The 23,578-nt window shown below is 70.2% G+C and carries 25 protein-coding genes; 13 read left to right on the top strand and 12 right to left on the bottom strand.

Features of this window, described 5'->3' with window-relative positions:
• The first annotated feature begins 12 nt into the window (after positions 1-12).
• The 8 genes from IEY87_RS40895 (at position 13) to IEY87_RS40865 (ending at position 6,368) form a co-directional block, all read left to right on the top strand.
• The gene (locus IEY87_RS40895; protein ID WP_189144252.1) at positions 13-1,008 is read left to right on the top strand and encodes an ABC transporter substrate-binding protein; all 996 of its coding nucleotides are present in this window, start codon (positions 13-15) and stop codon (positions 1,006-1,008) included.
• On the top strand, positions 1,005-1,790 hold the full coding sequence (locus IEY87_RS40890) for a siderophore-interacting protein (RefSeq protein ID WP_189144251.1): 786 nt from the start codon (positions 1,005-1,007) through the stop codon (positions 1,788-1,790). Before IEY87_RS40895 ends, IEY87_RS40890 begins: the two co-directional genes overlap by 4 nt.
• Positions 1,780-2,769, top strand: a complete 990-nt coding sequence (locus IEY87_RS40885) for a FecCD family ABC transporter permease (RefSeq protein WP_189144250.1) — start codon at positions 1,780-1,782, stop codon at positions 2,767-2,769. Before IEY87_RS40890 ends, IEY87_RS40885 begins: the two co-directional genes overlap by 11 nt.
• Complete coding sequence (locus IEY87_RS46380) at positions 2,766-2,954, top strand: hypothetical protein (RefSeq protein WP_225278129.1); 189 nt, start codon at positions 2,766-2,768, stop codon at positions 2,952-2,954. Before IEY87_RS40885 ends, IEY87_RS46380 begins: the two co-directional genes overlap by 4 nt.
• The gene (locus IEY87_RS40880; protein ID WP_229699452.1) at positions 2,948-3,784 is read left to right on the top strand and encodes a FecCD family ABC transporter permease; all 837 of its coding nucleotides are present in this window, start codon (positions 2,948-2,950) and stop codon (positions 3,782-3,784) included. Before IEY87_RS46380 ends, IEY87_RS40880 begins: the two co-directional genes overlap by 7 nt.
• Entirely contained in the window at positions 3,781-4,557 is a 777-nt protein-coding gene (locus IEY87_RS40875) for an ABC transporter ATP-binding protein (protein ID WP_189144249.1), read from the top strand. Before IEY87_RS40880 ends, IEY87_RS40875 begins: the two co-directional genes overlap by 4 nt.
• A 199-nt stretch (positions 4,558-4,756) precedes the next feature.
• Positions 4,757-5,065, top strand: coding sequence for a MiAMP1 family antimicrobial peptide (locus IEY87_RS40870; RefSeq protein ID WP_189144248.1), 309 nt, complete (start codon positions 4,757-4,759; stop codon positions 5,063-5,065).
• Positions 5,066-5,225: 160 nt separating this feature from the next.
• Positions 5,226-6,368 (top strand): WD40 repeat domain-containing protein, encoded by a 1,143-nt coding sequence (locus IEY87_RS40865; RefSeq protein ID WP_189144247.1) that lies wholly within the window; start codon positions 5,226-5,228, stop codon positions 6,366-6,368.
• Between the two features lie 749 nt (positions 6,369-7,117).
• Here IEY87_RS40865 and IEY87_RS40860 read toward each other — a convergent pair.
• From IEY87_RS40860 to IEY87_RS40830, 7 genes are all read right to left on the bottom strand, one after another.
• A complete protein-coding gene (locus tag IEY87_RS40860) occupies positions 7,118-7,651 on the bottom strand; it encodes a DUF1707 SHOCT-like domain-containing protein (protein WP_189144246.1) in 534 nt (177 codons plus the stop codon).
• A complete protein-coding gene (locus IEY87_RS40855) occupies positions 7,648-8,451 on the bottom strand; it encodes an ABC transporter permease (protein ID WP_189144245.1) in 804 nt (267 codons plus the stop codon). The genes IEY87_RS40860 and IEY87_RS40855 overlap by 4 nt, the downstream gene beginning before the upstream one ends.
• Positions 8,448-9,413 (bottom strand): ATP-binding cassette domain-containing protein, encoded by a 966-nt coding sequence (locus tag IEY87_RS40850; RefSeq protein WP_189144244.1) that lies wholly within the window; start codon positions 9,411-9,413, stop codon positions 8,448-8,450. Before IEY87_RS40850 ends, IEY87_RS40855 begins: the two co-directional genes overlap by 4 nt.
• A gap of 18 nt (positions 9,414-9,431) precedes the next feature.
• Positions 9,432-10,334, bottom strand: coding sequence for a DUF4097 family beta strand repeat-containing protein (locus IEY87_RS40845; RefSeq protein ID WP_189144243.1), 903 nt, complete (start codon positions 10,332-10,334; stop codon positions 9,432-9,434).
• Between the two features lie 32 nt (positions 10,335-10,366).
• The gene (locus tag IEY87_RS40840) at positions 10,367-10,894 is read right to left on the bottom strand and encodes a toxin-antitoxin system HicB family antitoxin (RefSeq protein WP_189144242.1); all 528 of its coding nucleotides are present in this window, start codon (positions 10,892-10,894) and stop codon (positions 10,367-10,369) included.
• A 196-nt stretch (positions 10,895-11,090) separates the two neighbouring features.
• On the bottom strand, positions 11,091-12,911 hold the full coding sequence (locus tag IEY87_RS40835) for an ABC transporter ATP-binding protein (protein WP_189144241.1): 1,821 nt from the start codon (positions 12,909-12,911) through the stop codon (positions 11,091-11,093).
• On the bottom strand, positions 12,911-14,725 hold the full coding sequence (locus IEY87_RS40830) for an ABC transporter ATP-binding protein (protein ID WP_225278130.1): 1,815 nt from the start codon (positions 14,723-14,725) through the stop codon (positions 12,911-12,913). Before IEY87_RS40830 ends, IEY87_RS40835 begins: the two co-directional genes overlap by 1 nt.
• 288 nt (positions 14,726-15,013) lie before the next feature.
• Between IEY87_RS40830 and IEY87_RS40825 the strand changes: the two genes are divergently transcribed.
• Entirely contained in the window at positions 15,014-15,547 is a 534-nt protein-coding gene (locus tag IEY87_RS40825) for a hypothetical protein (protein WP_189144239.1), read from the top strand.
• A gap of 54 nt (positions 15,548-15,601) precedes the next feature.
• Here the strand turns inward: IEY87_RS40825 and IEY87_RS40820 are convergent, their stop codons facing one another.
• The 3 genes from IEY87_RS40820 to IEY87_RS40810 all read right to left on the bottom strand — a co-directional run bounded on the left by IEY87_RS40820 (position 15,602) and on the right by IEY87_RS40810 (position 19,510).
• Entirely contained in the window at positions 15,602-16,330 is a 729-nt protein-coding gene (locus IEY87_RS40820) for an SDR family oxidoreductase (protein WP_189144238.1), read from the bottom strand.
• Positions 16,331-16,480: 150 nt separating this feature from the next.
• A complete protein-coding gene (locus IEY87_RS40815; RefSeq protein WP_189144237.1) occupies positions 16,481-17,338 on the bottom strand; it encodes a helix-turn-helix transcriptional regulator in 858 nt (285 codons plus the stop codon).
• Between the two features lie 60 nt (positions 17,339-17,398).
• Positions 17,399-19,510, bottom strand: coding sequence for a sensor histidine kinase (locus tag IEY87_RS40810; RefSeq protein ID WP_225278131.1), 2,112 nt, complete (start codon positions 19,508-19,510; stop codon positions 17,399-17,401).
• Positions 19,511-19,693: 183 nt separating this feature from the next.
• On the opposite strand from IEY87_RS40810, the gene IEY87_RS40805 reads away from it, so the two are divergent.
• Complete coding sequence (locus IEY87_RS40805) at positions 19,694-20,026, top strand: cupin domain-containing protein (protein ID WP_189144236.1); 333 nt, start codon at positions 19,694-19,696, stop codon at positions 20,024-20,026.
• A 38-nt stretch (positions 20,027-20,064) separates the two neighbouring features.
• On the opposite strand, the gene IEY87_RS40800 is transcribed toward IEY87_RS40805, so the two are convergent.
• Together IEY87_RS40800 and IEY87_RS40795 are read right to left on the bottom strand one after the other, a co-directional pair.
• Positions 20,065-20,832 (bottom strand): MerR family transcriptional regulator, encoded by a 768-nt coding sequence (locus IEY87_RS40800; RefSeq protein ID WP_189144235.1) that lies wholly within the window; start codon positions 20,830-20,832, stop codon positions 20,065-20,067.
• Positions 20,833-20,983: 151 nt separating this feature from the next.
• Complete coding sequence (locus IEY87_RS40795; RefSeq protein WP_189144234.1) at positions 20,984-21,409, bottom strand: nuclear transport factor 2 family protein; 426 nt, start codon at positions 21,407-21,409, stop codon at positions 20,984-20,986.
• A gap of 119 nt (positions 21,410-21,528) precedes the next feature.
• On the opposite strand from IEY87_RS40795, the gene IEY87_RS40790 reads away from it, so the two are divergent.
• The 3 genes from IEY87_RS40790 (at position 21,529) to IEY87_RS40780 (ending at position 23,564) form a co-directional block, all read left to right on the top strand.
• Positions 21,529-22,341, top strand: a complete 813-nt coding sequence (locus IEY87_RS40790) for an alpha/beta fold hydrolase (protein ID WP_189144233.1) — start codon at positions 21,529-21,531, stop codon at positions 22,339-22,341.
• Positions 22,338-22,784, top strand: a complete 447-nt coding sequence (locus IEY87_RS40785; protein ID WP_189144232.1) for a YdeI/OmpD-associated family protein — start codon at positions 22,338-22,340, stop codon at positions 22,782-22,784. The genes IEY87_RS40790 and IEY87_RS40785 overlap by 4 nt, the downstream gene beginning before the upstream one ends.
• A 204-nt stretch (positions 22,785-22,988) precedes the next feature.
• Complete coding sequence (locus IEY87_RS40780; protein ID WP_189144231.1) at positions 22,989-23,564, top strand: hypothetical protein; 576 nt, start codon at positions 22,989-22,991, stop codon at positions 23,562-23,564.
• The last annotated feature ends 14 nt before the right edge of the window (positions 23,565-23,578 follow it).

Raw genomic sequence — 23,578 nt, 5'->3', positions numbered from 1 at the left:
GGAAACAGATTCATGTCCTCTCGACAGCCCAAGCTCCTCGCCGGCGCGCTGGCCCTCACGCTCGCCCTGGTCACGGGGTGCGCGTCAGCCGCCTCCACCGAGAGCGCGGCCCCGGCGCAGACCCGCGTGTTCGCCGCCGACAACGGCGACGTCAGCATCCCCGTCACGCCCAAGCGCGTCGTCGCGACCGGGTACGCGGTGCCGGTGCTCATCGAGGCCGGCGCGCCACTGGTCGGCATCTCCAGTTGGAAGCGCGGGCTGGCGATGATGACCCCCGAGGATCTCAAGACGTACGAATCGCTGGAGAAGATCGCGGGCGAGACCGCCGCCGAGACCAACTACGAGGCCGTCGCCCAGGCCAAGCCGGACCTCATCGTGATCGGCGTCCCCAAGCCCGCCCTCGGCGACATCGACCTGGACCGCCTCAAGTCGATCGCGCCCGTCGTCGCCATCGGCCCGACCACCCCCGACGCGTGGCGCGACCTGTCCCGCCGCCAGTCCGACGCGGCGGGCCGGCTCGGCGACTTCGACACCGCCAAGAACGCGTACGACCAGAAGGCGGCCGCACTCAAGAAGAAGTACCAGGACGCGCTGAGCGGCATGAAGTTCGGCCATGTGGGCGCCTACGGCGACGTCGCGGAGGGAACGTTCCAGCGGGAGTTCGGCGGGTCGTGGGGCACCAACATCGCCCAGGACCTCGGTGTCACCTACTACGGCGAGGTCAAGTCGAAGGGCGGCAACGCGCGCGACGTCAGCGAGTATCCGTCGATCGAGGAGCTGCCCCAGAGCTTCGGCGAGGCCGACGCCATCACTTACACCGTGGACCCCGACGGCACGGTCAGCGAGCAGGTGCAATACGTGCTCGACTCCAAGCTGTGGAGGAACCTGCCCGCCGTCAAGGCCGGCCAGGCTTACCCGCTGCGCTACACCGAGGCGGCGACGTACGGCTCGGCGCTCAAGACGCTGGACGCCATCGACCAGGCGCTCGCGCCGGTGCTCGACCGATGAGCTCCGACCGCGACGACCCGCGCGGGCGCGTCGCCGCCCACCACCGGACAGGCACGAGGACGGCGCGGATCGGCTACCCGGTCGGCGTGCGCGAGGTCTCGATCCTGGCCCGGGAGTACGTGACGCCGCGCATGCTGCGGTTGACCCTCGGCGGCCCGGAGCTCGACGGCTTCCACACCTACCAGGCCGACGACCACGTCAAGATCGTGTTCCCGGACGCGGACGGCACCCACCGGCCCCCGGTGCCGAACGACGGCCAGACGCTCGACTGGCCCCGGCCGCTGCCCCGCAGCCGCAAGTACACCGTGCGCCGCTTCGACGCCGAGGCCCGCGAGCTCGACCTGGACTTCGTCCTGCACGACGGCGGGCTCGCCTCGACCTGGGCGGCCTCCGCCCAGGTGGGTGAGCGGGTGACGGTCGCCGGGCCGCCCGGCGCGAAGGCGTTTCCGCACACCTACGAGCACTATGTCTTCGCCGTGGACGCCACCGCGCTCCCGGCGGTCGCCCGCTGGCTGGAGGAGTCCCCGGCCGACGTGTCGGCGCAGATCGTGATCCAGAGCGACGACGACGCCTACCCGCTCGCGTCCAGGGCCGGGGTGGCGGTGACGTGGGTTGCCGACTCGCTCGCGCAGGCCGTACAAGCGCTGCCCGAAAGCCTGGGGTTCCTGTTCGCGGCCGGGGAGGCGGGGGACATCAAGCCGCTGCGGGCGTGGGCCAAGGGGCGGCTCGACTCGCTGTTCACCGGCTACTGGAAGCGCGGAGTTGCCGGACTTGACGACTGAGCTGCCCCGGCAGGTCGCGATCCTGGTGGCGGCGGCCGTCCTGCTCGTCGTGGTGGCGGGCGCGAGTGTGGGCGTCGGCGCGGGGGCGGTGGCGCCGGTGGAGATCTGGCGGGCCTTCGCCGACTTCGCCGGCACCGACGAGCACCTGATCGTGCGGGAGATCCGGGTGCCCAGGACGATCCTCGGCATCTGCGTGGGCGCGGCGCTCGGCGCGTCCGGCACGCTGATCCAGACGTTGACCCGGAATCCGCTGGCCGAGCCGGGCATTCTGGGCGTGACCTCCGGAGCGGGGTTCGCGATCACGATGGGGGCCGTGCTCGGGCTCGCCGGGTCGCAGCCCGCCCAGTTGCTGCTCGCGGCCGGGGGGTCGGTGGTGGCGGCGGTCGTGGTCTACACCGTGGGGCGGACCTCGCCGCTGCGGCTGGTCCTGGCCGGGGTCGCGCTCAGCGCCGTGCTCGCCGGGGTGTCGCTCGGGCTCCGGCTGATACTGCCGGACGTGTTCGACCGGTTCCGGTTCTGGTCGGTGGGGTCGCTGGCCGGGCGGGAGCGGACGTCGCTGCTGCTTCCGCTGCTGGTCATCGCCGCCGCGCTGGTCGTGACCATGCTGGTGACCCGGCCGCTGAACGCGATGGTGCTCGGCGAGCAGGTGGCGCACACGCTCGGCGGTCATACCGTACGGACCCGGCTGGTGGTGCTGGCGACCGTCACCGTGCTCGCCGGGGCCGCCACCGCCGTGGCCGGGCCGATCGCCTTCGTCGGGCTCATGGTGCCGCATCTGGCCCGCCGCCTGGCTCGCGGATCGATTCCGTGGCTGATGGCGTACACGATGCTGCTCGGACCTGTCCTGCTGCTGGTCTCCGACATCGTGGCGCGGGTGCTGCTGCCGACCGGCGAGGTGCCGGTGGCCGTGGTCACCGCGTTCCTCGGCGGCCCGGTGCTCATCTGGGTCGTCCGGCGGCACGGGGCGGTCGGGCTGTGAACGCGATCGTGCTGCGGGCCGGGGGCTGCTCTGCCCGGGTCGAGCGGCGGACGGTGCTGATGTCGGCCGGGCTGGTCCTCGCCGGGCTGCTTCTCGCGCTGGTCGGGCTCTGTCACGGGGCGTCCTGGGCCACGCCGGCCGAGGTGCTCTCGGCGCTGGCCGGGCAGGGGACTCGGTCGTGGTGATCCGCGACTGGCGGCTGCCCCGGGTCAGCGCCGCGCTGATCTTCGGCGCCTCGCTCGGGCTCGCCGGGGCGATCTTCCAGAACGTCACCCGCAACGCCCTCGGCAGCCCCGACGTCATCGGACTCGACGCCGGCGCCTACACCGGCGCGCTCGTCGCCATCACCGTGCTGAGCGGCACCTCCGTGCAACTCGCGGTGGGCTCGGTGGCGGGCGGCCTCCTGGCGGCGGCCGTCATCTACGTCCTGTCCCTCAAGGCGGGCATCAGCGGCATGCGGCTGGTCGTCATCGGGATCGCGGTGAACGCCATCCTCATGGCGGTCAACTCCTGGATCGAGCTGCGCGCCGAGCTGGAGGTGGCCATCGCCGCGAGCGGGTGGAGCGCCGGCTCGCTGAACGGCGTCGACTGGGACGAGGTACGGCTGCCGTTCCTCATCATCGGCGGCCTCATGCTCGCCCTGCTCGGGCTGTCGCACGCCATGCATCAGGCCGCGCTCGGCGACGAGCTCGCCACCACCTCCGGCGTCAGCCTGAACCGGCTCCGGCCGCTGATCGTCCTCGTCGGCGTCGGCTGCACCGCGACCGTGACCGCGGTCGCCGGGCCGATCGTGTTCATCGCGCTCGCCGCGCCCCAGATCGGGCGCCGGCTCGCGGGCGCCGCCGGCGTGCCGCTGCTGCCCGCCGCGCTGACCGGCGCGGTGCTGTTGCTGGCCGCCGACCTCGTCGCCCAGTTGCTCCTCGCCCCCGTCGCGCTGCCCGTCGGCGTGGTGACGACCGCGATCGGCGGCTGCTACCTCATCTGGCTGCTCGCCAAGGAAGTGAGACGACCATGACCTCGCGCCTGGCCGCCCAGGACATCACCCTCGCGTACGGCGACCGGATCGTGTCCTCCCACGTCTCCCTGAACATCATGGACGGCGCGTTCACCGCCATCGTCGGACCGAACGCCTGCGGAAAATCCACCCTTTTGAAGGCTTTCGTACGGCTCCTCACGCCCACAGCGGGGACCGTGACCTTCGACGGGCGCGACGTCAGCGCGTACAAGCCGAAAGCCCTCGCGCGGGAGGTCGGCTTCCTGCCGCAAGGGCTCGTCGCCCCGGAGGGCATCGCCGTCAGACGGCTCGTCGCCCGCGGCCGGTACCCGCACCAGTCGCCACTGTCCACCTGGTCGGCCGCCGACGAACGGGCCGTGACCGAGGCCATGGCGGCGGCCGGCGTCTCGGACCTGGCCGGGCGGCCGGTGGAGGAGCTGTCCGGCGGGCAACGACAGCGGGTGTGGGTCGCCATGGTGCTCGCCCAGGAGACGCGCTACCTGCTGCTGGACGAGCCGACGACCTTCCTCGACATCACCCACCAGTACGAACTGCTCCGGCTGTTCGCCCGGCTGCGGGACGAGGGGCGTACGGTCATCGCGGTGCTGCACGACATCAACCAGGCTTGCCGCTTCGCCGACCACCTGGTGGCCATGCGCGACGGCCACATCGTCGCCCAGGGGGCACCGGCCGACATCGTGGACGCGGCGCTCATGCGCAAGGTCTTCGACCTGCCGAGCATCGTCGTCCCAGACCCGGCGGCCGGCACCCCGATGGTCATCCCGACCCCCTGAACGTCAGCCTGCGGACCGGTAGACGGTGTCATTACCCCAATCTCCCGTTACGGTTAGTGTTGGTTTGACTACTCACTGTGCATGATGGGTGGCGTCTCGTGACCAGCGGGACGAAGGACGCCGCCAGGTGCCCTTCCCGGGGGCTCGGAGGTCGCTGGACCGCACGGGCCCGCCAGGCACGATTCCCCCAAGGAGCCCAGTGAAGAGATTCCTTCTCGTCCCCGCCATGACAGCCGCGATCATCGCGATCACCGCCGGCGCGGCCTACGCCTCGCAGTACATCGCCTACGAAGGCCGCGGCTTCACCGGCCGGTCCGTCGTCATCGACGCGTGCGGCGTGTCCAACATCCCGTTCAACGGGTCCTACAAGTGGTACGGCGACGGCCAGTCCGGTCGCATGTACAACCAGCGCGACGCGAAGGGCGTGATGCACTTCGAGCTCGCCTCCAACAGGAACGCGGAGCAGCGCACACCTGTCGGCTGGAAGAGCATCTTCATCGTGTGCTGACCCTGACACCCGCGTAAGACCGTGGGGGCGTCCGCCGAGCACCTGACTTGGCGGACGCCCCCACGCTGATCAGGGCACCCAAGGCGGTGGAGTACGGCAACGACGAGGAACCACTCGCGACCGTATTGCCAAGCGGTGCCTTCCTCTGGGAGGAAGGGACATGCCCGGATTCCCGCTTCTGCGATCGATCGTCATCATCCTGGTCGCGGGGGTCTGCACCGCCGGCCTCACCGGGTGCTCTCCCGCCGTCGAGGCGCCCGACCGGGCGCGCCCGTCCAGTTCCCAGCCGGAGAAGAGCCCGGCATCGTCGAGCGTTCCGGCACCCGCACCGACCGGCGAGGGCCACACCGACGTCCGGTCTGTGGCCTTCGGCCGGTTGCGGGGCAGGCAGGTGGCCGTCACCGCGGGGGCTGAGGGGCGCGTCAGGATCTGGTGGCTGCCCACACTGGAACCGGCCGCGGACCCGCTGCCCGGCAACCGCGCCGCCGTCGTCGAGTTGGACGGCCGATCCGCGGTGTTCGCCGCCGACAGGCTTGGCGGTCGCCTGTGGGATCTGGACACCCGCCGGGAGTTGCTCCACGTTCCGGCACCCGTCTCCGCGTTCGCCTTCGGGAGGCTGCGCGGTTCGCCCGTGCTGTTCACCGGCGACCGCCGGGGCCGTGTCAAGATCTGGGACCTGACCTCGGGCACGCTCGCAGGAAGTCTGAACACCGGCACGGACCTGAGGATCACCGCACTGGCGTCAGCACAGGCGGGTTCCCGGCCGATCCTCGTCGTCGCCATCGGCAACCATGGGGACGATTCCGGCCATGCCCAGTTTTGGGATCTCGCCACCCGCCGCAGGACCGGCGCCGCCCTGCTCACCGGAGGGGAAGCCGAGAGCTTCGATCAGCTCCAGATCACGCCCCTCGATGGACGGCCCATCCTCGCCGCCGGCTCCATGTACGGCCTGAAACGCTGGGATCTCGAAAGCCGATATGGGCTCGGCCCGTCCATCGAGAACCGGCAGGAGGACGGCCGGCTCTTCGCCTTCCCCTCGTTCACCATGGCCTTCGACGGCCGGCGACCAGTCCTGGTCACGGGTCAGTTCAGCGGGGCTCCGCTCCAACTACGGGATCCCATCAACGGTTCGGTCCTCGCGGAACTGGCCGTCCAGCACCAGGGAGCGGTGACCGCGCTCGCGGCCGGGACGCTGGACGGCGACCAGATGCTGCTCAGCGGCGGCGACGACGGCGCGGTCCGGCTGTGGAACCTGCGAACCCGCAAGCAGATCGGCGGCCCGACACCGTCCGGGCCCTCATGACGGTGTACGGCTCCCGGTCACAGACTCGCCAAGGTCATCGACTCGCTTCGGGACCGGGGCCTACCGCATCGGGCCCAGGCAACGATGGCCGAGACGACGGAATTCGTGGAGTGCAGCGACGGCAACCTGAAGTAATTGCTCCGCTTACGAGCCGACGCGCGCACCCGTACTGGTGATCCCCTCCGCGCAGCCGTTTCCAGATCATTGTGGCCAAGCAGGTGGATGCCACCGTTTGCGATGCCACGACCAGGACGCCCCACCACTTGTCGAAGGAGCCGAACTCATGACCGCCATCGACCAGATCGTCCGCAACCGCCGTTGAGCGCGCATTGATGTGGGGCGAGGGCGGTGGCCACCAGGGCGAGGTCCGGCCAGAGAACTCGCCGCGCACCACGTAGGTGGACACGGACACCGTGCGCACCCCGGCGGTCCGGTTGAAGGTGAACAGTGGCCGGCGTCGAGGTTGGTGTCGGCGCCGGCCACTGGTGGGAAACCGTCAGTGGTACGCGCTGAGGCGAACGGGGGCGACCGCTGACTTGGGGCAAGTGACGCGCGGGTTCCACGGCTCGACAGGCCGTTGGGGTTAGGCTTGGAGAACCAGATGTGCATGTCGTAGTGGATCGCCATGCCGTTCTCGTGCGGCCCCATCGGTCCCTGGAATTCGCGGCCGAAAAGCGACGGGCGGTCGTCGGCGGTAGCCATGCGCTCGCCAAAATAAGCCTTTATAACGGCACATCGTATTTATCGGACTATTTCGGCGATCGCGAGTTGCGGATCGTCAGGCGGCCGTAGGTGAGCTCCCCGGTGACGTGGACGTGCAGCTTGCCGGGACGGGCGTAGGTGGCTGCCTTGCAGGTCACGCTGCCCCATTCGGTGCGCACCCCGTCGCAGTTCGCGCTCGCGCCGGCGGGCAGGATGATCGTGGCGGGGCCGTAGGTGAGCTGGAGCTCGATGTTCACCTGGGAATGCCGGATGAGGGCGCGGGACAGGTCGAGGCGGACCTTTCCGTATTCGGACTCGATCCGGAGCTGGCGGGGGACCTGCCAGTCGCCTTCTCTCCTGATGCGTCCGCGTCTGTGCGCCAGGTGCACCATGTCGACCGTCAGGTCGGAGACCACCGCGAGCAGGTCATCATGGGACTGCGCGGTGAGCGCGCGTTCGAGTCGCCGTTCCAGCTCGCCGGCCGTGAGGCGACCGTCGGCGAAGCCGTCCTGCAGGAGTTGGACGGACGTGTCGCGATCGTCGTCGGAGACCCGTGCGTGTGGTGCCGCGGCCGGGTTCACTGGCTGACGGCTCTCTTGTACAGCCGCGTGGCCAGCGGCACGAACACGACCAGGAGCACGAGCGACCACAGGATCGACGCCGGCACCGCGTGCTGCAGCGGCCAGGCGCTGGGCACCGGCATGGCCGGGCTGGTGTTGCCGAACAACTCGCGCGTGCCCTGGATGAGCGTGGAGAGCGGGCTCCATTCGGCGACCACCTTCAGCGGGCCGGGCAGGCGCGCACTGTCGACGAAGGCGTTGGACAGGAAAATCAGCGGAAGGGACACGATGGTGGCCACATTGTTGAACATCTCGGGCGTGCGCAGGGCCAGCGCGACCGTCGCCGTCACCCAGGAGAAGGCGTACGCGAACAGCAGCAGCACCAGGAAGCCCAGGGCCGCTTCGAGCGGCGAGGTGTGGACACGCCAGCCGACGAGCAACCCGACGAGGGCCATGGTCGCGATGCTGGTCACGTTGATGATCAGGTCGCTGGCGGTCTGGCCGGTCAGCACCGCCGACGGTGACATCGGCAGGCTGCGGAACCGGTCGAAGATGCCCTTCTGCAGGTCCAGGGTGAGGGTGTAGCCGGTGATCTGCGCGCTGGTGGTGATCGTCATGACGAAGATGCCGGGGAGCAGGTATTCCGCGTAGGACATGCCCGACAGCTCGATCATGCTGCCGAAGACGTAGGTGAACAGCAGCACCAACACGATCGGCAGCAGGACCACGCCACCGAGCAGGTCAGGTGCTCGCTTGATCTTCAACGCGTTGCGCTTGGTGATCGTCATGCCGTCGGCGAGTGCCATCTGCAGGGTGTTCATCGCACGGTCTCCTTGATCTTCTCGTCAGCCTCGTGTCCCGTGAGGGTCAGGAACACGTCGTCCAGGGTCGGCCGGCGCAGTCCGGCATCGCGTACGGCGATCCCCTCGGCGATCAGGTGGCCGAGCGCCGTGGTCAGCGCGGTGGCGCCGCCGGTGACCGGGATCGCGACCCGCAGGGCGGGGGCGTCGACCTGCATGTCCCCGACGGCCAGCGGCGCCAGCGTCCGCCGGACGGCCGCCAGGTCCGCCACGCTCGTCACCGACAGCTCGATCCGGTCGCCGCCCACCTGGTCCTTGAGCTCGTCGGCGGTGCCGAGCGCGATCACGTGGCCGTGGTCGACCACCCCGATGCGGTCGGCGAGCCGGTCGGCCTCCTCCATGTACTGGGTGGTGAGCAGCACCGTCGTGCCCGTCGCGACGAGCTCGGAGATGACGTCCCACAGGCTCGCCCGGGCCCGTGGGTCGAGACCGGTCGTGGGCTCGTCGAGGAACAGCACCGGCGGGCTGACGACCAGCGCGCCGGCCAGGTCGAGGCGGCGGCGCATGCCTCCCGAGTAGCCCTGCACGGGGCGGTCGCCCGCCTCCGTCAGGTCGAAGCGCTCCAGCAACTCGCGGGCGCGCTGCTTGGCGCGCTTGACGCCCAGGTGGTAGAGGCGGCCGACCATCTCCAGGTTCTCGGCGCCGGTGAGGTGGTCGTCGACGGCGGCGTACTGGCCGGACACCCCGATGTGGGCGCGCAGCCGGCGCGCGTCACGGACGACGTCGAGGCCGGCCACCTTGGCGTAACCGGCGTCGGGTTTCAGCAGTGTGGTCAAGATGCGCACAGTGGTCGTCTTGCCGGCTCCGTTGGGGCCGAGGAGCCCGAACACCGTCCCTTCGGGGACGGTCAGCTCCATCCCGTCGAGGGCCACCACGTCGCCGTACTTCTTGACCAGGCCCTCGGCCACGATCGCGTCTGGCATGGGAATCTCCTTCGGTTGTCAGGAACGATGGATGACGATGTCGCCGTAGGCGGTCTGCGCCCGCACCTCGACGACCTGTTCGGCCCGGCCGGGCTCGTCCGTGGGGTCCAGGGAGACGTCCACCGTGCCGTACTGCGAGCTCACGTCCAGCCACGCGGCGGAGCCCTCCCGGATGCCGAGCTCCAGCCCGCCGCCGGTGGTCTCCATCACGACCGAGCCGGACACCACCTCACCGATCCGGACGCTGCCGTAGGAGGTCTTGGCGACGACCCCGGCCAGGGCGCGATCGACGGTGCTGTCGCCGTGGGCGGAGTGCAGGCGCAGCTCGCCGGTCACCTCGCGCAGGCGGATCTCACCGTGCGAGGTCTTGACCACCGCCGTGCCGTCGATCTCGCCGAGGCGGATGTCGCCGTGGGTCGTGCTGATCTCGGCATGCCCGGTCGAGCGGGTCACCGAGATGGCGCCATGGGTGGAGCTCAGCCGCAACCGGCGGGCCTGCTCGACCTGGATGTCGCCGTAGGAGGTGGTGAAGCTCACCTCGTCGAGCGCGCCCCGGCAGCGGAGGCTCGCCGCCGCCTTGGCGTCGACGCGGGAGCCCGCCGGAAGGCCGACCGTCACCTCGACCGAGCCCTCCCCGCCGAACAGCAGGGAACGCGCCCAGGTCGAAGGCGACTGCAGCAGCTTGTCGACGGAGAAGCCGGACAGCGGCATGGCCAGGTCCGGGTCCGCCCGGACCAGGAGCCTGCCGTCGGCGTAGTCGACCTCGATGTGCTCGGCGGCTCGCACGTCGGCGTCGCTGTGCTCATCGCTCGGGCGGACCTCGACGACGGTGTCGGCGCGGTCGCTCGCGTTGATCCGAACCTGGGCGATCGCCACGTCGATGATGGCGAGAATCGGTTCTGGGCTGTCGAAGGTCGGCATTGCGGTCCCTTTCTTACGCGTTGGCGTGGCCATCAGCGCACCCAGCCGCTGTAGCGATTACCGGTCTGCTGGGTCGGGCGCCGCGTGGTGCGGCGGCCGGGGTCGCCCGGGTCGAGCGCGGCGGAGACGGCGCGGACCAGCCAGGCGTTGACCGACAGCCCGTCTCGGGCGGCCGCCTCCTCGATGCGCGGCTTGAGGTGCTCGGGGACCCGGAGCGAGATCCGGGAGGTCCCGCCCTCCTCGGCGTCCACGGGTGGCGGCGGGGCGGGCGGCCGCTCGTACCGCTCGATCTCGCCCTCCTCGTCGTACGGCCGTCCGGCTCGTGGCGTCACGACGAAGCTGGGGTCACGTCCACGCAGGCGCACCTCGACCGAGCCGGGTGCGAGCTCCTGGGTGATCTCGTCCGCGGCGGCGGACAGGGCCTCCAGCAGGGCGAGCCGGGTGGCCGACTCAAGCGTCGCGGCGAGACGTTCGGCCAGCGCGCGAGCTTCCTCGCCGCCCGCTCCGGCGGCGATGGCGAGCTCGCGGCGCAGGTGATCGACATACGGCGAAAGGTCCATGACGCCACTATGACATCATCATGGCGTCACAGCAAGGCGGGCATTGACGTCATCCTGAATGGACTGACGTCACTGAGCCACCGCTTCATCGCGTCGGGGATCGTCCACCTGCCGCCGAACCTGCCCACACCAAGGCAGAAGCCGGTCGCGACCAGCGTGGTCGCGACCGGCTTCGGTTTTGGGCCGTCCCTCGGCGTCAGTCGCCGACGGCGACGAAGCCTGAGCCGGGGCGGTAATGCGGCGACTGGTGGCGGAAATAGGTGTTGTAGACCTGGCAGTAGCGGCCGCCCTTGGCCAGCAGGGTCGCGTGGTCGCCCTCCTCCACGATCTGGCCGTGGTCCAGCACGATGATCCGGTCGACGTGCTCGATGGTGGACAGGCGGTGCGCGATGACGATCGAGGTCCGGCCGGCCAGCACGACGTCGAGGCCCTCCTGGATCTGCGCCTCGGTCAGCGGGTCGACGCTCGCCGTGGCCTCGTCCAGGACCACGATCGCCGGGTCCTGGATGAGCAGCCGGGCCAGCGCGACGAGCTGCCGCTGCCCCATGGACAGCGCCCGGCCGTGCTCGCCCACGTCGGTCTCCAGGCCGTGCGGCAGGGCGTCGATCCAGTCGCCGCCGCCGACCGCCGCCGCCGCGGCGAGCACCTCGGCGTCGCTCGCGTCAGGCCGCGGGTAGCGGATGTTGTCGGCCACGGTGCCGCTGAACAGGAACGGAGCCTGCGGGACCGCGCCGATCTGCTTGCGGTAGCCGCCCAGCTCCAAGGTGCGGATGTCGCGCCCGTCGATCAGCAGCCGGCCGTCCTGGAACTCGTAGAAGCGGGTGATCAGCTTGCTGAGCGTCGACTTGCCCGCGCCGGTGTGGCCGACCAGCGCCACCGTCTCACCGGCCTCGATGAGCAGGCGGAAATTGCGCAGCACGGGGTTGGCCGGGTCGTAGCCGAAGGTGACGTTCTCGAACTCGATCCGGCCGGCCAGCCTGCCCACCGGCTCGGCGGCGCTCTGCACCACCCGGGGTGGGGCGTCGATCAGGGCGAAGACCCGCTCGGAGGCGGACAGGCCCTGCTGGAACTGCGACCAGAAGGCGGCGATGGACGTCAGCGGGAACCAGAAGAGCGCCACTCCCTGCAGGAACAGATACCAGTCACCCGCCGACAGCCCGCCGCCGAGCACGGTCGTGCCGCCGAGCTGGACGAGCGCGACCGTGCCGAGCCCGGCGACCAGGAACAGCACCGGGAAGATGGCGGAGAAGACGTAGCCCTGCCTGAGCGTCACCTGGTAGCTCTGCTGGTTGATGGGCCGGAACTCGTCGTAGACCTGCTGCTCCTGGCGGAAGTTCTTGGCCACGGCGATGCCGCCCATGGTCTCCTGCAGGTTGGCGTTGACCCGGCTGAGCGAGCGCTGCGCCTTGCGGGTGCTGCTGCGGGCCAGGCGCCGGAAGAGCAGTGCGATGGCGATCACGACGGGCACCATGAGCAGCGTCAGCAGGGCGAGCTCGACGCTGCGCAGGAACAGCAGGACGGTGACGAACCCCACCATCAGCACCTGGCTGATCAGGTCCATCGTCAGCGTGGACACGGTGGCGAAGTCGTCGGTGTCGGAGGTCACCCGGCTGACGATCCGGCCGGACGGCGTCTCGTCGTAGAACGACAGGTCCCGCTCCAGCACCGCGTCGAAGGCGTCCTCGCGCAGCCGCAGGACGACGTCGCCGGTGACCTTGGAGCTGTTGGACTGGCGTACGTAGTTGAACAGCCAGCCCAGCCCGCCGACGAGCAGCAGTCCGGCCGCGAGCTGCCCGCCCACGTCGGTGATCGTGCCGGCCTCGATGGCGTCCACGCCCCAGCTGATCAGCAGGGGCACGGCCGCCTGGCTCATCGACAGCAGCACGATCATGGCCGCCACCAGGAGCATGCGGCCGAGCTTGGGCCGGAAGTAGGACAGGATCCGGCGCAGCAGGTCACGGTCGTTGTAGGTGCGGTCGTAGTCCTCGGCGTCCAGGCCGTCCATGATGAAGCCCATCAGCGTGCCCCTTCCTGCTCGCCGGCCATGACCGCCGGGTCGGCGACCTCGTCGTAGTGGGCGAAGATGCGCCGGTAGAGCCCGCTGCGCTCGATCAGCTCGTCGTGGGTGCCGTAGTCGACCAGCTCGCCGCGTCTGAGCAGCAGGACCTTGTCCGCCCAGCGGATCTGGGAGAGCCGGTGGGTGATCAGGAGCGTGGTGCGGCCGTCGAGGATGCGGCCGATCGCCTGCTGGATCTTGTCCTCGGTGGCGGAGTCGATGGCGCTGGTGGAGTCGTCGAGCACGAGGATCGCCGGGTCGGTGAGCAGCGCCCGCGCGATGGCCAGCCGCTGCCGCTGGCCGCCCGAGAGGGTCACGCCGCGCTCGCCGATGACGGTGTCGTAGCCGTCGTCGAGCTCGGCGATGAACTCGGCGGCCTGGGCGTCCTCGGCCGCCCTGATCACGTCCTCGCGATCGGCGCGCTGCCCGAGGCTGAAGGCGATGTTCTCGGCCACGGAGCGGGAGAAGAGCACGATGTCCTGCTCGATGGTGGAGATCTGGGAGCGCAGCGAGTCGAGCTCCCAGTCGCGCACGTCGACCCCGTCGACGAGGATCCGGCCGGAGGTGACGTCGTAGATGCGCGGCACCAGTTTGCTGAGCGTGCTCTTGCCGGAGCCGGTCTCGCCGACGATCGCCACCGTCTCACCCGGCCGCACGGTGAACGACACCCCGCGCAGCACCGGATCCCCCTCCCCGTAGCCGAACGTCACATCGTCGAAGACGATCTCTCCGGTCATCGGGGCGGTGTGGCCGTCGGCGCGCTGCTCCAGCTCGGTCTCGGCGTTGATGACGTCCAGGATCCTGCGCGAGGACACGATGCCGAGCTGGACCAGCGAGAAGGTGAAGATGGAGATCTGGGTGGGGAAGCCGAGCATGCTCATCAGCCCCATGAACGCCACCAGCTCACCGATGGTGATCGCGCCCGCGCCGTGCAGGTAGAGGGCGTGCCACAGCGCCCCGGCCATCGCGACGGCGAACAGCAGCGTGGGCAGGTAGCGGGCCTGGACCAGGCCGTTGCGCACGAAGGAGTCGCGGTAGCGGCGGGCGCGGATGCGGAACAGGCCCCGCTCCTGCCCTTCCTGCGCGGTCACCTTGATGACCTCGATGCCGCGCACGGCCTGGCTCAGCCCCGCGTTGAGGTCGCCGAACTCCTCGCGCATGCGGGTCGCCACCGGGTTGAGCTGCCGCATGTAGTGCCAGAGCGCGAAGACGAACAGGACCGCGAAGGTGCCGGGCACCAGCAGCAGCCGCGGGTCGATCGTGGCGATGAAGAAGAGCGGCACCAGGCCGGTGAGTCCGGAGTCGACGATCAGGTCGACCCCAGGAGTGATCATGATGGACAGCTGGCGGATGTCGTTGGCCGCGCGGGCCATCAGATCGCCCACCCGCTGCCGGTTGTGGTAGGTCTGGCTCTTGCTGAGCAAGCTCACGTAGAGCTCGTCGCGGGCGTCCCGCTCCAGCCGCTTGGCCAGGACCTCGCCGGACAGCCGAGCGACGAGGTCGAACAGGCCACGGGCCAGCACGATCGCCAGCAGGGCCAGCGAGATCAGGCCCAGTGCGGCCATCGGCTCGCCCCGCGCGCCCAGCACGGCGTCGAACGCCTGGCCGGTCAGCTGGGGGACCATGGCGTTGAGCACCACCATGATCAGCGAGCCGCCGAGGAACCCGGTCATGGCCGGCCAGTGGCGGCGCAGATGCGACCAGAGCCATCGCACCGGACCACGCCGGTCGTACGACCGGCCGGCGACGGAGAACTCCGAAGTGCTGCTGGACACGGCAAGGCCCCCTGGCCATGGATGGGTGGGCATCGAACCTGTTTTCTATCACCGGGGTCCGACAGTTTCCCAACGCTTTTCCGGTGGCCGGATGGGCACAACAAAGGTCACAGACTAGCCCGAACGCGGACATAGTACGCGAGTCCAGTTGCCAGCACGATCACGCCGGCCATCAGCGGCACCCAGCCTGACGTACGGGGTCGTCCCGCGATCCAGCGGCACGTTGTTTGAACCCGGCCGGTCACTTGTTCATACTCCGAGAGACACCCCGTACAGGAAGGACTCCTCATGCTGTACGTCTTCGGCTTCGAGCGCATCGGCGTGGCCGTGAGCGACATCTACTTCCGCGACCCGAATCCGAGCAAAGGCCAAGAGGGCGCCGAACGGGGGGTTCGTCTCGAAGTACGAGAACTCGCCCAGGGAGAGTTGAAAGGCACCGTCTACTCGGCCCGCCCGATCCACGTCGACCGGCCGATCTGGCGGGTGGACCTGCTGGAGTCCGTCGACGGACGGCCCGGCAGCTTCGACCGGACCCATCATCACCCGGTCTTCACCGGCTGGGACCCGGGCCCCCGCGTGTTCGCCCGGGAACTGTCCAGTGATCCCCTCAAGTGGCTCGAAGGCCGGCTGTCCGACCTGGACGGCGTGCTCGAACAGGCGGGCGCCGGCCACGACGCCGCCGAGGACGCCGACGCGCTGCGCGCCAGCGCCCCCGAGATCATCGACTGCGTCGAACGCCTGCTCGCCAAGGTCAGGGCGGGCGAGCTCGGCAGGGCGCCGGACGACGGGACGGCCCTCGCCGTCAGGGCCAGCTGGCTCTGACGCTGCCGAGCCGACCGGACGATGATCAACTCTGCCAGGCCGAGCGGACGGTGATCAACGCTGCCGGGCCGGGCGGACGATGATCTCGCTGACGTCCACGTCGGCCGGCTGCCCGATCGCGTACGAGATCGCCTGGGCGATGGCCTCGGGCGCGATGGTGTCCGCCCGGAACACGCGCATCAGATCCTGCGCGCCCGGCTCGGTGATGGTGTCGGCGAGCTCGGACTCGACGACCCCCGGCGAGATGGTGGTGACCCGGATGCTCGGGTCGGACTCCTGCCGCAGCCCCTCGGTGATCGCCCAGGCGGCGTACTTCGTGGCGCAGTAGACGGCGGCGGTCGGCGACACCTGGTGGGCGCCGACGGAGGCGACGGTCACGAAGTGCCCGCCTCCCTGCCGCTGGAAGATCGGCAGCCCCGCGGCGATGCCGTGCAGCAGGCCGCGGACGTTCACGTCGATCATCCGGTCCCACTCCTCGACCAGCAGCGAGTCCAGCCGCGACAGCGGCATCACGCCGGCGTTGTTGACGATCACGTCGACCCGGCCGTGCCGCCGCACCGCGTTCTCGGCGAACGCGACCACCTCCGCGCCGTCGGTGACGTCCAGGCGCTGCGCGTCGACGCTGCCGCCCGCGTGCCTGATCTCCTCCGCCAGCTCTTTCAGACGGTCCTCACGGCGCGCGCCGATGACCACATGGTGGCCCTCACGGGCCAACCCCAGCGCGACGCCCCGGCCGATGCCACTGCTGGCGCCGGTGATCAGAATGACCTTGGAGTTACTCATGTACGTCTCTCGTTTCGTGTTTTTCGGGCACGCGGCATCGACCCACGTGCTCGGCGGGAATCGGGTACGGCGGTTAACGGGTACGGCGGTTAACGGGCACGGCACCCTGGTACGGCGGTTATCGGATACCGCGGGAATCGGGTACGGCGGTTATTCGGCGGCCGACCGCCGCGTGGCGGCAGGACGCTCGGCCTCGGCCTCGGCCGTGAGGCTGCCCAGCAGGGCGAGGGCCTGCTCGGACGGGCTGCCCGGCTCGGCCTGATAGACGACCAGTTGCTGGCCGGGGGCGCTGTTGACGGTCAGCGACTCGTAGTGCAGCGTCAGCTCACCGACCAGGCGGTGGTGGAAGCGCTTGGTCTCGTGCGTCTTCTGGCGGACGTCGTGCCGCGCCCACAGCCGCCGGAAGCTCTCGCTCTTCAGCGACAGCTCGCCGACCACCTCGACCAGCGCCGGATCGTCGACGTCCGCCCCGGCCCGCAGCCCGGCGACGGTGTTGGCCGCCACCCGGTCCCAGTCCGGGTAGAACTCCCGTGCGTCCGGATCCAGGAACACCAGCCGTACGAGGTCCCCGCTGTAGGTGTGACCGGCGAACAGCGCACCGCCCAGCGCGTTGTGCGCCAGGATGGTCAGGCGGCGGCCCATGACGACGGCCGGGGTGTGGGACCAGCCCGCCATCATGCGCAGCAGGTTCGGGCTCACCCTCTCCTGCCGTGGAGCCCTGCGCCGGCGGACGACCGGACTCGCGAGCTGGTGCAGGTGCGCGACCGCGTCGTCGGCCAGCCCGAGCGCGCGGGCCAGCGCGTCGACCACCTGCGCCGACGGGTGCCGCTCGCGGCCCTGCTCCAGGCGTACGTAGTAGTCGGCGCTGACCCCGGCCAGCATCGCCACCTCTTCCCTGCGCAGTCCCGCCACCCGTCGCCGGGTGCCGGGCGGCAGGTCCACGTCCTCGGGGCTGATGAGCTCCCGGCGGGCTCTCAGAAACTGGCCGAGCAGGTTGTCCCTGTCCATGTCCTCCAGGTTAAGTGGGGTCCGGAGCCTGGGGGAGCTCGTAAGGGGGGCAGGTCACTCCTACGATGACCGCTCCCTCGTAGGCCTCTCCGTCGTGGACCTCTCCGTCGCCGCGGGTCGGTGACCTCTGTCCCAAGCGGCTCCCGTGCCCATGCCAGTCCCGGTGGATGACAGCGGCAGCATGACCTCCACCTGCGTCCCCGCGTCCGGCAGGCCGCTGACGACGCAGATGCCGCCCAGTTCGGCCGCTCGCTCGCGCATCGACCCCAGCCCGACCCCGGCCCGGTGGCCCTTCGGCAGCCCCCGGCCGTCGTCGCGGACCGTCACCCGCAGCACCGACTCCTCCCGCCGCAGGACGACGGAGGCCGTACGCGCCTCGGCGTGCCGCCGTATGTTGGTCAGCGCCTCCTGCACGATCCGGTAGACGGCCACTTCGACGGCCGCCGGCAGCTCGGACAGGTCTCCGTCGACCTCCACCTCGATCGAGATCGCCGGCGAGGACTGCCCGGCGAGATCCCGTACGGCCCGCGCCAGGCCCAGGTCGTCGAGGGCGGGCGGGCGCAGGCCGTACACCAGCTCGCGAATGTCGCCGGCGACGGCGTCCATCCCCGAGCGCAGTTGCAGCAGCAGTGTGTCGGCCGAGTCCGGCGAGTCCTTCAGCCGGCTGCGGGCGATGTTGATGATCATCGCCATGCTGGACAGACTCTGCCCCAGCCCGTCGTGCAGGTCGCGGCGCAGCCGCCGCCGCTCCTCCTCACGCGTGGTCAGGATGCGCTCCCTGGAACGTTGCAAGTCGGCCGCCATGCGTACCGCGTGCGCCACGTCCGCGACGTACGGCGTGACCGCGGCCAGCATCCGCTCGTTGTGCGCGGCGGGGAATCGGCGCGCGCCCGGCAGGCCTACGAGCAGGTGGCCCACCTGCTCGCCGTGCCAGACGAGCGGGACTCTGCGCTGCTCCTCTCCCACCTGCCCGTTCTCGACGTAGCGGGGCTCGCCGTCGATCACCACCACGGCGACGCCCTCGACCGCGAGTCCCTCGCGCAGTACGCCCACCACCGACGTCAGCGCCTTGGCCGGGTCGCCGCGCCGGATCGCCTCCGTCAGCCGCTCGGCGAGCAGCCCGGGATCGCCGACGTCGCCGTACAGCATCCGGTCGACGACCCGCTGCAGCGCCCGCCGCAGCGGCTGGAAGAACGCCCCGGCGAACAGGGCGGCGGCCAGCCCGGCGACCTGGTCGTACCCGGCGACGAGCAGGCTCGATGCCGCGCTGATGCCGAAGTAGACGGCGCTGACGACGGCCAGCAGCCCGGCGGCCACGAAGGTCCGGCTGATCACCGTGTCGATCCCGTACAGCCGGTAGCGCAGGGCCGAGAAGGCGATCGCGATCGGGATGAGCCCGGCCCAGATGATCGCCGGCCAGGTCAGCTCGACCCGGAACGAGGCCACGATCAGGCAGATGATGTAGCCGGTGAACGCGAACAGCGGCCACCCGATCTGCCGCCGCACCACCGGGCTCGCGTACCGCATCCGAGAGGCCATGGAGAGGGCCGCCAGCGTCATCGAGACGTAGATGACCGTCCAAGTGATCACATAGATGGTGGAGGTGTACGGCGCGAGGGCGGGAACCTCCAGCGGGTTCGGGATGACGGCAGGGTACGGATAGTTCTCCGGCCGAGGATTCGGGCGCAGGGCGTTGCGCAGCATCTCGGCCGCCAGCGCGGTGGCGCCGACGATCGGGACGACCCGCCAGCGCGGCGACGGCAGCCGGCCGTCGGGTGAGTACATCGGCAGCAGCAGCGTCAGCGTCACGCCGCACACCGCCCAGCCGACCATGTTCGGGAAGCGTAAGTAGCCGGCCAGCACGAGGTGGCCGTCCGCCGCGACCCGCATCATGTACGCCGCCATGACGTCGCTGACGCCGGCCGCCAGCCCGCCCACGCACATCAACCAGGCCAGCTTCAGCCGGGGCCGGTAGTACAGGAGGAACGCGCCCACCGCCGGGAACGTCAATGCGACGGCCGACTGCGGAGTCACGGTCAGCCGCGGCATCCACTCCTCGGGCAGGCCGGCCCAGACCAGCACGGCCGTCACCTCGAGCGCCGGGGACACCACCGCCATCACCAGCGCGATACCGCTCATCCGGAGCTTCGGGGAGCTCTCGGCGGCGGCCACGCCTGATATCGTGGCACTACCGGCGATTTCGGCCATTGTGTCCCTGCCTCTCCAGTCCCGGAATACTCCCAGGAGCTGGACAGGATTATGACGCCTTTATGGTAATAAATCGCCTCCCCTCGCCGCCGTTACGGTGAACCCCCGCCCCCGGGTCGGCACCAGGCCGGTGACAGACTCGAAACCATGCAGAAGACCTCACTGGACGCCCTGGTCCGCGAACACCTCCAGCGCGCGGCCGATGGCTCGACCGGACGCAGCGCCGAGACGCTGCACGGCGGGCACGAGCACACCCTGCGCCAGACGCTCATCGCGCTGACGGCAGGTCAATCGCTCACCGAGCACGAGAACCCCGGCGAGGCCACCCTCATGGTGCTGCACGGACGAGTACGGCTGCGCAGCGGCGGCACCTCGTGGGACGGGATGACCGGGGACTTCATCGTGATCCCGCAGGCCCGCCACAGCCTGGAGGCCCTGGAAGACTCCGCCGCCCTCCTCACCGTCGCCAAACTGCCCTGACCCATGGCGTGCCAGGAGTGCGGCACGCGATCGCGGGTTCAGCTCAGCCGGGCGTGCCCGTAGGCGGTCATGGCGTCGCGCATGTACTCGGCCAGGCCCTCGGCGACCTGTTCGTAGTTTCCCCGGAACCGCTCCTCCTCCGCCTGCATCCGGGCCAGGTGGAGATACTGCGCCGCGGTCGGCGTCCAGGACTCACTCAGGTGCCGATAGTGGACGTCGAGCTCGGCGAAGACCTGCGGGGAGTCGGCGGGGGCGCCGGCGAGCATGTGCTCGGCCATCCGTATCATCCCTGCCGTTGCCTCGCGCTGCATCCGCTCCAGCTCCTGGGGAGTACGGCCGGCCAGGAGCTCCTGCTGCCCGCTCTGCTGCCACTGCTCCGGCCACCGCTCGAGGGCGTCGGCCTCGTACCGTGCACCGTCGAATCCCTGGAACAGGTTTTCCGGTCTGCTGATCCTGGACATGGTCGTCTTCCCTTCGCTCTGCTGAAGTTCGGCGATGGTGCGCGCCACCATGCGGCTCACCTCGTCCAGCCGGTCACGCTCCGCCAGCAGGCGCTGGTGGTGCTCACGCAGCGCCGCGACGGGGTCGGTGTGCCGCTCGACGATCTTCTTGATCTCGGTCAGGCCGAGGCCCAGCTCACGCAGCACCAGGACCTGCTGCAAGCGCAGCAACTGGTCCTCCTCGTAGTAGCGGTAGCCGTTCCCGCCGACCCGTGCGGGAGGCAGCAGCCCGATCTCGTCGTAGTGGCGCAGCGTCCGAGACGTCACTCCCGACATCTGGGCCACCTGTGCGATCGACCATGCCATGACCGGCTCACCCGTCCCTTGTCCATCGCCGAGCCGGTGCTTTCCGGCTCATTCACGACCGTAGAAGTTGACGTGACGAGAAGGTCAAGAGTGCGGGGACTTTCGCGCGGGCGATGAGGTCCGCAGGGTGAGGTAAGGGGGCGTTCGTGCGCTAGGGCGTGCTTCCGGCGAACGCCTGGGCGACGGCGAGGCTGTCCTCGTAGATGTGGTGGCGGGTGACGAGACCGCCCTCGACCGTGAGGTGCAGGGCGAAGCGGGCGTGGTAGCCGCGCCCGGTGGAGCGCGCGGTCTGCCGGATCTCGCCGAGCACGACGGCGTCATCGCCGTCCACCAGGACGCGCTCCACCACGGTGTCCGCCTTTTCCGGGACATGGTGCTCGGCGATCAGGCGGAAGTGGTCGGCCGCCTCCGCGCCGGCGGCGCGATGACGGATCCACGGGGTCTCCGCGCGGCCGTGCTCCGGCTCGGGCCAGTCGAGCTTCCAGTCGACGCGCTCCGCGTACAGCTCGGCGATGCGCTCGGGGTCGCCCGCGCCGATCCGGCGCAGCAGCTCTTGAACGACGTCGCGCGTGGCCATGGTGTTCCTCCAGGGGTTGATCAGCGGATGGCCCACTGTGCCAGGAGCGGCCGACGCTGCGCGATTACCTCCCAGGTAAGGCGTTGACAATTTTATTTGTCGGTGAGAGGGTTCCGGGCATGGAGACGAAGCACAACACCCAGACGGTCACCTCCGCCGACGGCACCACGATCGCCTTCGAGCGCATCGGCCAGGGCCCGGCGCTCATCCTGGTCGACGGCGCCATGTGCCACCGCGCCTCGGGCCCCGCCAGGCCGCTGGCCCAGGAGCTGGCCGACAGCTTCACCGTCTACACCTACGACCGGCGCGGCCGGGGCGAGAGCGGCCACACCGCGTCGTACGCACCCGAGCACGAGCTCGAGGATCTCGCCGCGCTCATCGAGGAGGCCGGCGCTCCGGTCCTGCTGTACGGGATCTCGTCGGGCGCCGCGCTGGCCCTGGCCGCGGTCCAGAGCGGGCTGGCCGTGAGCAGGCTGGCGGTCTACGAGCCGCCGTTCATCGTCGACGACACCCGCCCGCCCATCCCCACCGACTACACCGAGCGGATCCAGGAGTTCCTGGCCACGGGCCGGCCCGGAAAGGCGATCGGCTACTTCATGCGCAAGGGCGTCAACCTGCCCGGCGCGATGGTGGCCATGATGCGGTTCATGCCCGGCTGGTCCGGGATGAAGGAGGTGGCGCGCACGCTGCCGTACGACGCGGCCTTCGTCACCGACTTCGAGCGCGGCAGGCCACTGCCCGAGGGGCAGTGGGACTCGATCAAGGTGCCCACGCTGGTGGCCGACGGCGCGAAGAGTCCCGCCTGGATCCGCAACGGCGCCACGGACCTGGCGCGGGTGCTGCCCCACGCCGAGCGCCGCACGCTCCCGGGCCAGACGCACATGGTCAAGCCGCAGGCGCTGGCCCCGGTCCTGAAGGGGTTCTTCCGATGATCTTCTACGCCACTGTGGAGCTGGGCGGCAAGACCATCACCGGGTTCGAGGTCCCGGCCGAGGTCGTGGCCGAGCTCGGCTCGGGCCGGCGTCCGGCCGTTCACGTCACCGTCAACGGATACACCTACCGCAGCACGGTGGCCGTCATGGGCGGCCGGTTCATGCTGCCGCTGAGCGCCACGAACCGCGCGGGGGCGGGCGTCGCCGCCGGGGACGAGATCGAGGTCGGCCTGGAGCTCGACACCGAGCCCCGCCAGGTGAGCGTGCCGCCCGACCTGGCCGAGGCGCTCGATCGGGCGCCGGAGGCCAAGAAGTTCTTCGAGAGCCTGTCCTACTCCCGGCAGAGCCGGTGCGTACTGCAGGTCGAGGGCGCCAAGAAGGCCGAGACCAGGCAGCGGCGCGTCGCCGACATCATCGCCCGGCTCGCGGGCGGCGAGGCGTGAGGCGCATCCTCGCTCCTGCGGGTGAGGCCGCTCACTCTTGGGAGTGAGGCCGAGGATCGCTCCTCGCGGCGATCCCCTTCGAGGCGAAGAATCGCAGGATTAGGGGCATCAGCCGAATCGCTGGGACATCGACTCCGGACAGCCGGAATCGCGCCGCTCCGAGGTCATCGGAGGCCCCCAGCCCCGCCCCGAGGAGATCACGTCATGATCACCCGCCCTGCTTACCTTGCCGCCCCCGCGCTCGCCATGGTGTACGGAGTGCTCCGCGTCGTCGACGGGTTCGACGGCAGCAGAGGCCCCGGGCCCGCCTGGACGCTCGGACATCTCGCCTTCATGGGCGCTTTAGTGCTCTTCGCCGTGATATTTCGGGATATGTGGGTGATGCTGGGGCGTAACCGGGTCGCCACCGGCATTCTGGTGGCCGGACTCGCCGGGATCGCGTTCGCCTTCGTCCAGTTCGCGATCGACATCGTGGTCGGGTTCATGGCCGCCGACCACGAGGCCATGGGCCCGCTGTTCGACCAGGTGCAGGCCGTACCCGGCGTGCCGCTGCTGGTCTACCAGGCCGGGCCGATCCTCTTCTACCTCGCCCAGCTCGCCCTGGTCGTCCACCTCGCCGTGCGACGCCAGGTCAAGGTCTGGGTGCCGGTGCTCGTACTGGTCCAGATACTGCTGCCGTTCGCGTCGCTGGACCTCATCCCCGTCGGCGCCGTCGTCGCGATGATCGCGTTCCTGCCGCTGGCGACGCGGCCACGGAAGACCGCCCTGGCTCATGCGTGATCATGCGGAAAGAT

The organism is Nonomuraea glycinis, assembly GCF_014646515.1.
Taxonomy (GTDB): Bacteria; Actinomycetota; Actinomycetes; order Streptosporangiales; family Streptosporangiaceae; genus Nonomuraea; species Nonomuraea glycinis.
The sequence above is the reverse complement of the archived record's forward strand: the minus strand, read 5'-3'. Positions and strand labels throughout refer to the sequence as shown.

Coding starts and splice junctions, on each gene's coding strand:
- IEY87_RS40795 (WP_189144234.1), bottom strand. CDS start 21,409: ATGGCCACGCGCGACGTCGTTCAAGAGCTGCTGCGCCGGATCGGCGCG.
- IEY87_RS40890 (WP_189144251.1), top strand. CDS start 1,005: ATGAGCTCCGACCGCGACGACCCGCGCGGGCGCGTCGCCGCCCACCAC.
- IEY87_RS40840 (WP_189144242.1), bottom strand. CDS start 10,894: ATGGACCTTTCGCCGTATGTCGATCACCTGCGCCGCGAGCTCGCCATC.
- IEY87_RS40855 (WP_189144245.1), bottom strand. CDS start 8,451: ATGAACACCCTGCAGATGGCACTCGCCGACGGCATGACGATCACCAAG.
- IEY87_RS40895 (WP_189144252.1), top strand. CDS start 13: ATGTCCTCTCGACAGCCCAAGCTCCTCGCCGGCGCGCTGGCCCTCACG.
- IEY87_RS40800 (WP_189144235.1), bottom strand. CDS start 20,832: ATGGCATGGTCGATCGCACAGGTGGCCCAGATGTCGGGAGTGACGTCT.
- IEY87_RS40785 (WP_189144232.1), top strand. CDS start 22,338: ATGATCTTCTACGCCACTGTGGAGCTGGGCGGCAAGACCATCACCGGG.
- IEY87_RS40805 (WP_189144236.1), top strand. CDS start 19,694: ATGCAGAAGACCTCACTGGACGCCCTGGTCCGCGAACACCTCCAGCGC.
- IEY87_RS40875 (WP_189144249.1), top strand. CDS start 3,781: ATGACCTCGCGCCTGGCCGCCCAGGACATCACCCTCGCGTACGGCGAC.
- IEY87_RS40790 (WP_189144233.1), top strand. CDS start 21,529: ATGGAGACGAAGCACAACACCCAGACGGTCACCTCCGCCGACGGCACC.
- IEY87_RS40825 (WP_189144239.1), top strand. CDS start 15,014: ATGCTGTACGTCTTCGGCTTCGAGCGCATCGGCGTGGCCGTGAGCGAC.
- IEY87_RS40865 (WP_189144247.1), top strand. CDS start 5,226: ATGCCCGGATTCCCGCTTCTGCGATCGATCGTCATCATCCTGGTCGCG.
- IEY87_RS40780 (WP_189144231.1), top strand. CDS start 22,989: ATGATCACCCGCCCTGCTTACCTTGCCGCCCCCGCGCTCGCCATGGTG.
- IEY87_RS40835 (WP_189144241.1), bottom strand. CDS start 12,911: ATGGGCTTCATCATGGACGGCCTGGACGCCGAGGACTACGACCGCACC.
- IEY87_RS40820 (WP_189144238.1), bottom strand. CDS start 16,330: ATGAGTAACTCCAAGGTCATTCTGATCACCGGCGCCAGCAGTGGCATC.
- IEY87_RS40850 (WP_189144244.1), bottom strand. CDS start 9,413: ATGCCAGACGCGATCGTGGCCGAGGGCCTGGTCAAGAAGTACGGCGAC.
- IEY87_RS40815 (WP_189144237.1), bottom strand. CDS start 17,338: ATGGACAGGGACAACCTGCTCGGCCAGTTTCTGAGAGCCCGCCGGGAG.
- IEY87_RS40845 (WP_189144243.1), bottom strand. CDS start 10,334: ATGCCGACCTTCGACAGCCCAGAACCGATTCTCGCCATCATCGACGTG.